The organism is Acinetobacter sp. WCHA29, assembly GCF_002165335.1.
Taxonomy (GTDB): domain Bacteria; phylum Pseudomonadota; class Gammaproteobacteria; order Pseudomonadales; family Moraxellaceae; genus Acinetobacter.
This window is the reverse complement of sequence record NZ_NHRQ01000008.1, coordinates 44,536-58,221: the sequence shown is the minus strand read 5'-3', so window position 1 is coordinate 58,221 and position 13,686 is coordinate 44,536. Positions and strand designations below refer to the sequence as shown.

Sequence of the window (13,686 nt, the reverse complement as noted above, 5' to 3'; positions counted from 1 at the left end):
CTGAGCAAGATCGAAGCACTGCTTTGAGCGCAGCGCAAGGCGAAAAAACAGTTCGCTGATCAAAAGCGGCTATTTTCCTTGATTATGGCGTGTAGTTCTACTACTAAATGTAGCGTAAGTTAAAAAATAAAAAAGCCAATCAAGATAAAGCTTAGATTGACTTGTATTCAAGTAAAAATAAATTTTAAAAATTTGGTTTATAGTCAAAATTTTCAGTTGCAAGATTATCCTTAAACGGGCGAATGGCTTTCTTGGATAAGGTGAGGGTATTGATCAGGTTGTTTGGGAACACCTCGATCTGGTTATTAAACAACTCTACGTTACGGTTGAATATCGTAATTGCCGCACCTACATTCTCGTTTTGTTCCTGAATGTCATCCATCATCTTGCTATAAAGTGCATCAGCTTTCAGCTCGGGATAGTTTTCGACCACTACATTGAGGCTACGAATCAGTTCCTTACTCATTTTCTCAATCTGTTGTAATTGAGAAATATCGGTATCATTGACATTCAGATTCAGAATTTGTTGGCGTAATTCAGTCACTTTTTCCAAAGTTGATTTTTCAAACTGAGTATATTGATCTAATGTTGCTTCCAACGCCTCTAAAGTCTTTACTTTTTGACGCTCAAAGTTAGCAACTTCTGACCATGCCCGTTTGGTGGCATTAAAATACCGTACGATGTTGTTGCGAATAGAAACGCCCCATACGATCAGCACCACAAAAATCCCCAAAAAAATCAGTAAACCTGTCATCGCTATTCCCCTTATTGTTATCGCTAAATGATTAGCTAATTAAATTCAGCATGAGCTGTTGAAACTTTTGATATTGCGGCATGGTCATGGTACGTAAATGTCCACGTAATGCTGAAATATCATGGATTTCACTGCGTTTACTGGCAGTTTGGAAAAGGTTTTGTTCGCCGAGGTAACACAAAATTTGCTCTTCATGATGATAAATTAAATCCCCAGTAAAATGTTGAAAAAAATCATTGAGCTTCAAGGTCAGGCTGGGACTAATTTCTTTTGCTAATTGATGTTGATCGACCCCAAAAATATTTAACTCTTGGTTAATTAAAATATCGCTGCTTTGCCATGAACTTGTATATGGTTCAAAAAAACGAGAACGTTTATTGCTGACCGCTATTCCTGAAGCAGGCATTTGAAAAATAAAAGCGCCCCATAGATCTTTGTGAATTTCTTTGGCAATTTTCTGATTGCTATTTTCTTCCTGAAAAATGGGTAGTTCACTGACATAGTGATATTGAAACAATAAAACTTGATGTTCTGTCGTACCATCATGCCATGTAGTTGAAGCATATTGGGTGATTTCGTTAGATTCAGTGCCACGATTAAATAATGGGAAAAATTGCTTCAATCTACTGATCACCAATAATGGCTGTGCTTGAATCGGTAAATAAGCGGGTAGCTGTTGAAATTGCAGACCATAACGTAAGACGGTCATGCGTTGTTCAAGATATGTAATGACCTGTGTGAGTGGCTCTTTCGGCTCATACAGTAAATACGCTAAAAAGCCAGTCAAAAAGGCCGCGAGGAGGCTAAAGATATACTGAATATGTGGATGAAAAAAATAGCCAAATACTAATGTGCAAACGCTCACAATGCCTAAAATAAAAGGCAATACATTAAAAAAGCATAAGCTATGATCATCACGCCACGGATGTAAAGCATCTAGCAAATCTTGATCACTATGTGATTTTTGCCCTATATCCCAAAGCCGAGCAATATTGCGGAAAACCTGCGCATTTTTTTTTCGTCTTATATGTAAGGCTTGTTCTACAGTATCGATCGGCATCGTTCTATTTAAATCAGGTGTTTAATTGATCCACTAGCATAGCATCACCATAGCTAAAGAAACGATAGCGTTGTTCAACAGCATGTTGGTAAGCCGCTAAAATGTGGTCTCGATTTGATAATGCAGAAACTAGCATCAGTAGAGTTGATTCTGGTAAATGGAAATTCGTAATCAAACGATCTACGATACAGAATTGATAACCTGGATAAATAAAGATTTGCGTATCACCTGTCCAAGCTGCAATTTTACCTTGATTGGCTTGTGCAGCACTCTCTAAGGCACGAGTCGCAGTCGTTCCAACAGCTATCACTTTATTACCACGAGCTTTAGTTTCTAAAATGAGATCAATTGTGGCTTGCGGCACATCACACCATTCACTGTGCATAATATGATTGGTGATATCGGTGGTACGTACAGGCATAAAGGTGCCTGCACCTACGTGTAAGGTCACAAAAGTCTTTTGCACGCCTTTAGCGGCTAATTTTTCTAATAAGCCTTGGTCGAAATGTAGGCTTGCTGTCGGCGCTGCAACACTGGCAATTTTTTCAGGATCATGGAACACGGTTTGATAGCGTTCGGTATCAATCTCTTCTGCTTCACGATTGAAATAAGGTGGAATAGGGAGTTGACCGTATTGATCCAGTACCGACAAAATTGGTTGTGAAAACTTCACCACAAACAGATTTTCATGGCGACCTTGTACGGTGACAGGTACGGCATCTTCACCGATATACAGTTCTGCGCCTGCTTTAGGCGAATTGCTTGATTTGATATGGCAATGCGCAGTGTGGGTGTCTAACATGCGCTCAACTAGAACTTCGATTGCACCACCTGTAGCACGTTTGCCTTTTAAGCGTGCTTTCATGACTTTAGTATCATTCAGTACCAGCAAATCACCTTCTTCAAGTAAATCAAGAATATCGGTGAAAACATGATCGTGATACTGACCTTGAGCATCGATATGGAGTAGGCGAGATGCGCTACGGCTATCTAGTGGGTAGCGAGCAATAAGTTCATTAGGAAGATCAAACGAAAAGTCGGAGAGTTGCATACATCTAAAACATTGCAAAAAATTGGGTGTAGTATAGTCTTTTTTGTGTTTTCTCGCTGAGTTCACGTGTTTATAAGCAGAAAAATATCTGAGTGACTTAAAAGTGAGCAATAAGCGGTAGTTAGTGTTTGACAATAAAATCAAACAGGTTATGATACGCAACACAAAGCATCGCACTCTTCCCGAGGTGGTGAAATTGGTAGACGCGGCGGACTCAAAATCCGCTGTCAGAGATGACGTGTCGGTTCGAGTCCGACCCTCGGGACCAAAATTCAAAGACCCCAAGCTGGTATTAAAGGCTTGGGGTTTTTTAATACTTATGGTTTTTAATTAAAAATTATGTTTCAAGAATAAAGGTGAACAAAGAATTGAATCTTAGACTTCATATTGAAAGCATTTATAATTTTGAATTATTTAAATATTTTACATCATAATTGTTTCTAAAGCGTTTAATGTTGATTCTTGGCTCCTTTTAATATGAAATGTAGCCACACTTATTATTGGAATCTTAGTTGCTTTTATTTCAGGAATATTATTTCTGAGTGTGGATGCATTGATTGAGATATATGATGATTTGAAAGTTCAACAAATTTCCAAAAATTAGATTCCCTACGGAATTAATTTAAGTTTAAATTTCATGAAAGTTCACGTTTTGTTGCGAATTGGTTTAAGAATGAATTGCCTTTTATGTTAAATTTTGTTAATAGTGGGTGATGGTTTTGACATTTTTCTTAGTGATTTGTAAATAACCGTATAACGATAATACACGAGAGGCGGGCATGGCTATTCAACTATTAGAATTACAGCAAGCCGATAAGTTAAGTGCTTGTAAAATTTCGCTTTCTTTGGGTTTGAATTCTGAGCAAAATTTACTTGAACAATTTTTACAGTTCGACCGTAAATTGATGCAAGCCGATACTGCTTTGCTCGCATTCCATCAAGAACCCTACCTTTGGCATTGTTGCGCAGAAAAGTTACACGTAGTTGATATTTCAAAAATTAGTAAAAGTCTAAATACACTGTTTGTAAATGGTGATTTGATCGATCAACAACACCCGCAATATCAGAGTTTATTAGCCTTTCTAGCGCCATTTAAACGTAAAATACAAACTGCAATTGCAATACACTTAAGGCATCCAGATCAAACTTCATTAGGATATCTGGTTTTATTTGATGATGTTGCACAAGATTTCAGCGAACTACAAAAACAATTACTTCAAGAGCACTGTATGAGTTTTATGCAGAAACTGGAGTTAAAGGTCAATCATGACCAACTGAAAGAATTATACGAGCAAGAAGCCGCATTAAACTTTAGTAAAACTAAATTCTTTTCGATTATATCTCATGATCTACGAGCACCATTTCATGGTCTATTAGGTTTCTCTGAAATATTGGCAAAAGAGCGTGACACTTTAGATGAATCTAGCATTCAGAATATCGCGGACTATCTTTACGATACTTCTCAGTCGACCTATAACTTGTTGGAAAGTTTACTAAATTGGTCGATGGCTGAAGGCGGGCGCTTTGTTTACCACCCAATTAATTTTAAGCTACGACAGATTACCAATATTGTTACGGATGTCTTAAAAACACTGGCGATCAAGAAAAATATCCAGTTGATTAATGAAGTGGATGAAAATCTTAAAATTTATGCTGATATGAATATGATCACTTCCGTGATTCAGAATTTAGTATCCAATGCGCTGAAATTTACTGATATTGATGGTTCTGGAAAAGTCTTCATTCAAGCTCAAACTCAAGGTAACTTTGTTGAAATTTATATTAAAGATACTGGCTTAGGGATGACCCTTGAGCAGATTGAAACGCTATTTCAGCCGAGAATCACCGTCAGTTTTAAAGGTACTGCGGGTGAAAAAGGGGCGGGTCTAGGGTTATCATTGTGCAAACGGTTCGTTGATCTAAATCATGGTGAAATTAGTGTTAGCTCGAATGAGGGTGAGGGCACAATCTTTAAAGTTGTCTTGCCTGCTGCAAACGAACAAATAGATTTATCTGTAGAACAGCATAAATCTAAAGCGAAATTAGCCTAAAGAGATTTTAAAGATAAGCGTGTAACTGATATAACTAATCCTAGATGATACGAGATTAGCCGAGCCTTTTTATATGAATGCGGAACAGCTACAGAAAACTTTAGTTGCCAGTCAATATGCTGAACAAGTTTTAAATTTATATCAAACACAATTAGAACAAGATTATTGCAAAGATCAATTTCTCCAATCACTTTCTACTGAAAGTATTCATGAAAAAGTTCAACAAGCTGTTGCTGATGTAACAGATGAGCACGCTTGGATGAAAGCATTACGAGTCTTGCGTGCAAAGTTGATGTTTCGCTGGATTTGGCAAGATGCTAATCAACTTACCAATGTGGTGACGCTGACACGTGAACTTTCAGATTTTGCTGATGCCAGTATTTGTGCTGCAAAAGCTTTTGCATTGCCGCCGCTCTTAGCTAAACATGGCGAACCGATTGGTTATTCAGGTCATTTACAAGATTTGATTGTGATTGGCATGGGGAAACTTGGTGCACAAGAACTTAACCTTTCTAGCGATATTGATCTCATTTTTGCCTTCGATGAACAAGGCGAAACCAATGGACGTAAATGTATTGATGTACAGCAGTTCTGCATTCTATGGGGGCAGAAGCTGATTTATCTGCTTGATCATATTACTGCAGATGGTTTTGTATTCCGTGTCGATATGCGCTTACGTCCGTGGGGCGATGGTTCAGCCTTGGCGATTAGCCACAGCGGGTTAGAAAAATATTTAAGTCAGCATGGGCGTGAATGGGAACGCTATGCTTGGATTAAAGCACGTGTGATTACAGGTGAGAAAGCTGGCGCAGAACTCATGGAAATGTCGCGTCCATTCGTTTTTCGCCGTTATGTCGATTATTCTGCTTTCGCTGCGATGCGTGAAATGAAAGCGATGATTGAACGTGAAGTCATGCGCCGTAATATTGAAGATGATATTAAATTGGGCGCAGGTGGTATCCGTGAAATTGAATTTATTGTTCAAGTTTTTCAGTTAATTTACGGAGGCTCGAAACGTGAATTACAAGATCGTCAATGTTTGGTAAGTCTACATCATTTGGGAAATGCTGAATTACTTGATCAACGGGCTGTAATTGATCTCGAAGATGCTTATTTATTTTTAAGACGGATTGAGCACGCGATTCAAGCACTCAATGACCAGCAAACCCAATCTCTGCCGACTGAACCTGAATTAAGACAGCGCATGTTAGATACGTTAGGATTTAACGATTGGACTGCTTTCTTAGCGGTTTTGAATCAAAAACGCGACAAAGTTAAAGTTCAGTTTAAACAGCTTATTCAGGAAAAAGAATTTGTTGAGCCTGTAGATGACTTTGTTCAGCTTGAGCAAAAACTGAATACGGTATTAGATGATGGTGCAAAGAATCTAATTCAAAACTTTTGGCATGGACAAGCACTAAAAAAAATTCCCGCGAGTGCTTTAGAGCGCTTAAAGAAATTCTGGCCACACTTGATCGAAGCGATTTTACAGTCAGATCAGCCACAAGTCGCTTTGTTGCGATTAATGCCTTTGGTTGAATCTGTACTTCGCCGTACGGTGTATTTGGTCATGCTCATGGAAAGCCGTGGTGCTTTACAACGATTAGTTAAGATGGCGACGGTTAGTCCATGGATTTGTGAAGAGTTAGCACAATATCCAGTCCTGTTAGATGAATTCCTTTCTATGGATTTTGGTTTACCGCAGCGTAAAGACTTAGAAGATTCACTACGTCAACAATTATTACGTATCGAAATTGATCAAGTTGAAGATCAAATGCGCGTTTTACGTCTATTTAAGAAGAGCAATGTATTAACTGTTGCTGCAAGCGATGTTTTAGCTGAAAGTCCATTAATGAAAGTGTCAGATGCATTGACGGATATTGCTGAAGTTAGCGTCCAAGCGACGCTTAATTTAGCTTATGAAGCGGTTGCTGAGCGACATGGTTATCCTTTAGGTAATAATAGTCAGCGTTGTAGTTTGGATAATAAAGGTTTTGCTGTGATTGGATACGGCAAGCTTGGTGGAATTGAATTGGGTTATGGTTCAGACCTAGATCTGGTTTTTATCCATGCCTTTGAAGAACATAGTGAAACTGATGGTCGTAAAAGCATTAGCGGGGCTGAGTTTGCAATTCGTGTGGCACAAAAGTTTATGTCTTTAATGACGACGCAAACCTTAGATGGGCGTGTTTATGAAATTGATACCCGTTTACGTCCATCGGGTGAGGCGGGGATGTTAGTCACCAGCTTAAAAGCGTATGAGCAATATCAACAAAAAAGTGCGTGGCTTTGGGAACATCAAGCTTTAGTGCGCGCCCGTTCGATTGCGGGTGATTTCAATTTGTGTCAGCTATTTGAGCAGATTCGTTGTCAGATTTTGACTCAAAAACGAGATGAAAATGTCGTGCGTGAAGAAGTATTGAAAATGCGTCAAAAAATGAAAGACCATTTGGGATCGTCTTCTGAACAAAAAAAACATGGCATTTTTCATTTAAAACAGGATGCAGGTGGTATCGTTGACATCGAATTTATGGCACAGTATGCAGTGCTTGCATGGGGCGGGACGAATCCAGATCTTGCCCATTATTCTGATAACGTAAGAATTCTTGAAGATGCTGCTCGAGCAGGCTGCTTATCCAGTGAAGATGCCACAGCACTCATCCATGCTTATCTCCGTGAACGAGCTGAGAGCCACCGTTTAGCGCTTGCAAATCAATCTATGCAAGTCAATGCTGCGGATTGGCACGATACCCGAGAGATCGTTTGCAAGTTATGGCAAAGGTTAATTGATCCAACTGCAATAGCATTGGAAAGTGAATGATTGTGTAAAAATTTGGAGTATGTGCCATGAATTTGGCTGATCGTGATGGTTTTATTTGGCAAGATGGAAAATTAGTTGATTGGCGTGATGCAAAAATTCACGTCTTAACACACACATTACATTACAGTATGGGTGTTTTTGAAGGCGTCCGTGCTTATGAAACCCCAAATGGTACAGCAATCTTCCGTTTGCAAGATCACACTAAACGCTTATTAAATTCAGCAAAAATTTATCAAATGAATGTACCATTTGATCAAGCGACTTTAGAGCAGGCGCAGATTGATGTTGTGCGTGAAAATAAATTGGTTTCAGCTTATTTGCGTCCTCTCATTTGGATTGGCTCTGAGAAACTAGGAATTGCTGCAACAGACAATACCATCCATGCTGCTGTAGCAGCTTGGTCATGGGGTGCATACCTTGGTGAAGAAGCGATGGCACGTGGTATTCGTGTTAAAACATCATCATTTACGCACCACCATCCAAACGTGACGATGTGTAAAGCAAAAGCATGTGGTAACTATACCGTATCGATTTTGGCACACCAAGAAGTTGCACGTTCAGGTTATGACGAAGCAATGTTGCTTGATCCTCAAGGCTTTGTTTGTCAAGGTGCAGGTGAAAACGTATTCTTAATCAAAGATGGTGTTTTACATACACCTGACTTGGCAGGTGGTGCGTTAGAAGGGATTACCCGTCAAACCGTAATTACCATTGCCAAAGACCTTGGTTATGAAGTGGTTGAGCGTCGTATCACACGTGATGAGTTTTACATCGCTGATGAAGCATTCTTTACCGGTACTGCTGCGGAAGTAACGCCAATTCGTGAATATGATGACCGTGAAATCGGTTGTGGTTCACGTGGCCCGATTACCACTGTTATTCAAAAAACTTTCTTTGATGCAGTACAAGGTCGTAACGATAAATATGCACATTGGTTGACTTATGTAAAATAAGATCAAATCAGATCAATTAAGCGAAGCTCAGGCTTCGCTTTTTTATTGCTGAGTTGTCAATAGATTGCAACTAAATCATCATCAATCTTTCATTTAATTTGATTACGGTAAACTTTAAGTGCAATTAAAACAATAGAGAAGCAATGAAAATTACTGTTGTAGGTGCAGGTTATGTTGGCTTATCCAATGCTTTATTATTTTCAAAACAACATGATGTGATAGTCTACGATATTGATAAAACACGCGTAAAGAACATTAATCAGCGCGTATCTCCGATGAGTGATACTTGCATACAACACTATTTAACTGAGTCTAATATTGAAGCGACTTGTGACCAAGAGCTGGCTTATCAACAGGCTAAACTGATTATTATCGCAACCCCCACCAACTATAATCCTGAAACAAACTATTTCGATACATCGAGTATTGAAAACGTTATTCATAGTATTCAAAAAATAAATCCTAAAGCGTTGATGTTGATCAAATCTACAGTTCCAGTTGGCTATACCAAGGAACTTTCTAAAAAACTTGCGTTAAATAATCTTATTTTTTCTCCTGAATTTCTAAGAGAGGGGCAAGCTTTACAAGATAATTTATACCCGTCACGGATTATTGTGGGGGAAAAGTCAAAGCGAGCTGAGAAAATTGCCAAACTTTATTTGAAAGCAACCATAAAAAAAGATGCGGTATTGTTATGTGTTGACTCAACGGAAGCAGAAGCAATTAAGCTGTTTTCAAATACTTATTTGGCGATGCGAGTTGCTTTTTTTAATGAGCTGGATACCTATTGTCTAAAAAACAAATTGAGTGCTTTAGATATAATTAAAGGGGTGGGATTAGATCAACGCATCGGTGATCACTACAATAATCCTTCTTTTGGTTATGGAGGTTATTGCTTGCCTAAAGATACCAAACAGCTTTTAGCTAATTATGATGATACTCCTCAAGAACTGATTTCAGCGATCATTCGCTCTAACCAGACTCGTAAGCAAGCGATTATTGAAGATATACTGAGTCGAAATGTCACTTGTGTTGGTATTTATCGACTAACCATGAAAGCCGACTCAGATAATTTTAGAGAGTCAGCTGTACATGATGTGCTGAGTGGTTTGGCGGATGCAGGAATCCAAATCGTGATCTATGAACCCACATTGGGTGTGAAAGCGTACCTTGGTCATCCTTTAATGTCGAGTCTACAAAAATTTAAAGCAATCTCTGATTTAATTATTGTCAATCGTATGGTGCCGATGTTTAGTGACGTGATGGAAAAAATATATACACGAGATTTATTTGGGATAAATTAGCGCTTAAATGATTAAACAAAACTATAAACAATCCTCCTAGTTTGGTGAATTAATAATAATTTTTTTGATAACGCCTATGCTAAGATAGCCCAATATTCAGTGCATATTGTTTTAAAACGCGTGGTACGAAAATCGCAACGCGAAAATAATATCTAAGGCATTAAGGTTATCAGATGGTAGACATTCAACAAGATTCAGCAACTCATGTAGACAATATTATTTTGTGCATGAAATGGGGAACGAAGTACGGTCCAGAATATGTTAATCGTCTGTATAACATGGTTAAACGTCATCTGACTTTACCCTTTAAAATGGTTTGTTTGACGGATCGTACAGAGGGAATTGACCCCAATGTACAATGCTTCCCAATCCCACCTTTAGATTTGCCAGCAGGTGCGCCTGAACGTGGCTGGAACAAACTTTCTACTTTCGAGCCAGATTTATATGGTCTAAAAGGCAATGCTTTATTCTTAGATCTTGATGTTGTGATTGTTGATAATATTGACTGCTTTTTTCAGGAGAAAGGTGAGTTTTTAATTATCCACGATTGGAAAAGACCTTGGCGTATAACGGGCAATAGTTCTGTATATCGTTTTAAATTGGGCGGATTTCCTGAAATCTTGCCTTATTTCCGTGAAAACTTTGATGAGATTCGTCAAAAATTCCGTAATGAGCAAGCCTATTTGTCATGGTTTGTCGATGCGCATGGTACTTTAAGTTATTGGAATGAAGATTGGTGTAAAAGCTATAAATACCATTGTTTACAGAAGATTCCATTGGCATATTTTAAGCCGCCTGTAAAACCGAAAGGTGCAAAAATTATTATTTTCCATGGGGAAATTAATCCACCTGATGCTGTAAATGGTGGCGGTGGTAAATGGTATCGTTATGTATTGCCTTCAGATTGGATTAAAGAGGCTTGGCAGTAAATCTGTATTTATGGAAGGTTTTGATTTATGAATCAGGGTTTACATTCGCTTGATATCGTCATCGCATGGGTTGATGGGAATGATATCTCTCTGAAAAATAAACGCCGTCAATTTATGAATCAAAACGAACCATCAAATGCTTTGGATGACACTCGTTTTGCAAGTAACGATGAAATCTATTTTTGCATCGCCTCAATTCTTAAGTATGTTCCATATGCAGGCACGATTTATGTCGTGACGGATCAGCAAACACCTTTGTGGTTAGACCAATTTTCCCAGCAAGGTTTATGTCCTGTTGGAAAAATAAAAATCGTTGATCATCAAGAATTATTCTGTGGATATGAGTTTGCTTTACCGACATTCAATTCATTAAGTATTGAAAGTATGTTGTGGAATATTGAAGGGATTTCAAATCATTTTATTTATCTGAATGATGATTTCTTTTTCAATCAACAGTCTGATTTAAGTGATTTTCTTATTGATGGTCAGATGGTGATATATGGACATTGGCAAGCAACACTCATCAAGAAAATGAAATATATTTTCCGAAAATTCTTACAGCAGAATTTTGGAAGGGTAACTGAAGCGAAATATTCAACGGCTCAAATGTTGAGTGCAGATCGCGTGGGAATGACTAGATATTACGAAATTCATCATCGCCCTCATATTCTCAGTCGTGATTTGCTCAGTACTTACTTTAAGAATAATAAAGAGCTTTTAGAGCAGCAAATTCAGTTCAAATTTAGGAACATTGATCAACTGTTACCAGTGGGATTGTCTAATCATTTAGCAATTCAATCTGATCAAGCCATTTTAAAAGATGATATTGATATTGCTTATTTAAAAGATGGTCGTGATTTGGAAAAATTTATATTAGCTTTATCTAATTCTGAGATTAAATTTGGCTGTATACAAAGTCTAGATCAATTGGAATCATTAGCTGAAGGACGCATCCGAGCCGCACTGATTCAAAAATTTACAGGGTTTTTACCCAGCCAAATTCAACCGACTACTGTGGTCTAAACGAAGGAAAGCAAATGAAAGTTGTGACTTATCTTATTAATTTAGACGGCAGTGATCAACGTTTAGCAAGTGCGACAGCTCAGCTCAATCAAGCGGGATGGGATTTTAGCCGATTCTCTGCTTATGATGGGCGAGGTAAAGCCTTATCTGAATTTGAAAACTACGATGATCTTGCTGCTCAGAAAATATTAGGGCGTAGTTTAATGAATTCTGAGTTGGGTTGTTATCTAAGTCACTACGGTTGTGCTGAAAAATTTCTAGAAACGGATGCCGATTATTTAGTTGTCTTAGAAGATGACATTGAAGTGTTGCCTAACTTTAAACAGAAGCTTGAATCTTTATTAAGTTATTTAGATCAACATAAAGAGTTGGATTGGTATACCGTCAATATTGCTGCTAAAAAGAAAAAATTAGCAAAAGACATTGTTGAGTTTGATCATTATACCTTGTGGCATGCATATTATTTCCCAATACGTGGTGTAGGCTTGGTTTGGTCTCGAAAAGGAGCTGAACAGTTTGTACAACTGGGTAAAATCATGACCGTTCCAGTCGATATTTTCTTCCAAAGTTGGTTAAGTAAAACAGGAAAAGGGCTTGGCGTTTGGCAGCCATTTGTGCAGCCAGCAGGTCTGGATAGTGATATTTTAGGTACTGTTGCTGCTCAAGGTATCAAACGGAAGCAACTTGAGAATCGAAATGCTTCTCATGGATTTAAGAAGCAGAAGCGTATGTGGCGTGATCGCTTTTATGCAATTAAACATTTAATGTCTTGAGTCCTAGTTATAGACTGTAATAAATAATTTTCTTTATTTTGTTGAGTACATTTTATGAAGTTTTTTAAGAAGCTCTTCTATCTTTTGAAATTTTATACAATGTATTCAAACCAAAAAAGAGAAATCAATGAGTCAATAGATAACTACGCGGACTTGATCGTTCTCAATCCTGGTCAAGAAAATGCAGTTATTCCTAAAATTATCTGGATGTATTGGGAAGGTACGCTACCCGAGTTTGTACAGAAGTGCGTTGACAATATAAAAAAGAACAATCCAAACTATGTTGTAAACTTTCTAACACCTAATAGTGTCAAAGAGTTTTGTGATATTGATTATGGTCGTTTAAAGCATGCGACACCACAACAGAAAGCTGATCTCATTCGATTTGAATTAATTTATCAATACGGTGGGGTATGGTTAGATGCCAGTACAATTGTTTATGAAAATCTAGATTGGATTGAAAAGTTAGTTACTCAACATCAAACTAACAGTTTTGCCTACTATCGAAAGAAAAATACTACTTGCCCAGACTTTCCTGTATTAGAGAATTGGTTATTGGCAAGTTCTGCCAAAAATATGTTTTTTAAGTCTTGGTTTGAGGAGTTATTTAAAGCTATAGAATTAACACCAAAGGTTTATATTCAGCAGATTAAAGAAAATAACGAAAATTATCAGGACTATTTTCAAGAGATAGGTCGTTTAGAATATTTGGTTGCTTATGTTGCCTGCCAAAAAATTATGCGTACCACTTTACCGAGTATGACCTTGATTAACTGTGATCGGAATGCTTTTTTCTATCAAGTAAAAAATAAATGGATGAAAGAAAAAGTGTTGATTGATCTTGCCCTCAATTATCCGCCAGTTGAAAAGCCTAAGCTGATCAAACTGGCAGGAAAAGAAAGGGGAATATTAAGTCGTTATTACAGTAAAAAAATGTATTTTAACGACTCGTTTATTGATATCTAAT

Annotated in this window: 11 protein-coding genes and 1 tRNA gene; 9 read left to right on the top strand and 3 right to left on the bottom strand. The window is 37.8% G+C overall.

The window, feature by feature from the left end:
• Positions 1 to 184: 184 nt before the first annotated feature.
• Genes CDG59_RS07720 through queA form a run of 3 tightly spaced genes read right to left on the bottom strand, consistent with a single transcriptional unit; the run spans position 185 to position 2,865 of the window.
• Positions 185 to 754 carry a LemA family protein gene (locus CDG59_RS07720; protein ID WP_005193124.1) on the bottom strand — a complete coding sequence of 190 codons (570 nt, stop codon included), beginning with the start codon at positions 752 to 754 and terminating at the stop codon, positions 185 to 187.
• Positions 755 to 785: 31 nt separating this feature from the next.
• On the bottom strand, positions 786 to 1,814 hold the full coding sequence (locus CDG59_RS07715) for a hypothetical protein (RefSeq protein ID WP_087544619.1): 1,029 nt from the start codon (positions 1,812 to 1,814) through the stop codon (positions 786 to 788).
• 13 nt (positions 1,815 to 1,827) lie between these two features.
• The gene (gene queA, locus CDG59_RS07710; protein WP_087544618.1) at positions 1,828 to 2,865 is read right to left on the bottom strand and encodes a tRNA preQ1(34) S-adenosylmethionine ribosyltransferase-isomerase QueA; all 1,038 of its coding nucleotides are present in this window, start codon (positions 2,863 to 2,865) and stop codon (positions 1,828 to 1,830) included.
• A gap of 181 nt (positions 2,866 to 3,046) precedes the next feature.
• Between queA and CDG59_RS07705 the strand changes: the two genes are divergently transcribed.
• The 9 genes from CDG59_RS07705 to CDG59_RS07665 all read left to right on the top strand — a co-directional run bounded on the left by CDG59_RS07705 (position 3,047) and on the right by CDG59_RS07665 (position 13,685).
• A tRNA-Leu gene (locus CDG59_RS07705) sits at positions 3,047 to 3,133 on the top strand.
• A gap of 511 nt (positions 3,134 to 3,644) precedes the next feature.
• Complete coding sequence (locus CDG59_RS07700) at positions 3,645 to 4,916, top strand: sensor histidine kinase (protein ID WP_087544616.1); 1,272 nt, start codon at positions 3,645 to 3,647, stop codon at positions 4,914 to 4,916.
• A gap of 73 nt (positions 4,917 to 4,989) precedes the next feature.
• Positions 4,990 to 7,737: a bifunctional [glutamate--ammonia ligase]-adenylyl-L-tyrosine phosphorylase/[glutamate--ammonia-ligase] adenylyltransferase gene (gene glnE / locus CDG59_RS07695; protein WP_087544614.1), complete on the top strand. Its 2,748-nt coding sequence runs from the start codon at positions 4,990 to 4,992 to the stop codon at positions 7,735 to 7,737.
• A 26-nt stretch (positions 7,738 to 7,763) separates the two neighbouring features.
• Positions 7,764 to 8,690 (top strand): branched-chain amino acid transaminase, encoded by a 927-nt coding sequence (locus CDG59_RS07690; protein ID WP_004664837.1) that lies wholly within the window; start codon positions 7,764 to 7,766, stop codon positions 8,688 to 8,690.
• Positions 8,691 to 8,833: 143 nt separating this feature from the next.
• Positions 8,834 to 9,994, top strand: coding sequence for a nucleotide sugar dehydrogenase (locus tag CDG59_RS07685; RefSeq protein ID WP_087544613.1), 1,161 nt, complete (start codon positions 8,834 to 8,836; stop codon positions 9,992 to 9,994).
• 173 nt (positions 9,995 to 10,167) lie between these two features.
• Positions 10,168 to 10,923, top strand: coding sequence for a glycosyltransferase (locus tag CDG59_RS07680; protein WP_087544611.1), 756 nt, complete (start codon positions 10,168 to 10,170; stop codon positions 10,921 to 10,923).
• Between the two features lie 27 nt (positions 10,924 to 10,950).
• Positions 10,951 to 11,946 carry a capsular polysaccharide biosynthesis protein gene (locus CDG59_RS07675; protein ID WP_087544610.1) on the top strand — a complete coding sequence of 332 codons (996 nt, stop codon included), beginning with the start codon at positions 10,951 to 10,953 and terminating at the stop codon, positions 11,944 to 11,946.
• Between the two features lie 14 nt (positions 11,947 to 11,960).
• On the top strand, positions 11,961 to 12,719 hold the full coding sequence (locus CDG59_RS07670) for a glycosyltransferase family 25 protein (RefSeq protein WP_087544608.1): 759 nt from the start codon (positions 11,961 to 11,963) through the stop codon (positions 12,717 to 12,719).
• 54 nt (positions 12,720 to 12,773) lie between these two features.
• The gene (locus CDG59_RS07665) at positions 12,774 to 13,685 is read left to right on the top strand and encodes a glycosyltransferase family 32 protein (RefSeq protein WP_087544607.1); all 912 of its coding nucleotides are present in this window, start codon (positions 12,774 to 12,776) and stop codon (positions 13,683 to 13,685) included.
• Position 13,686 lies beyond the last annotated feature (1 nt).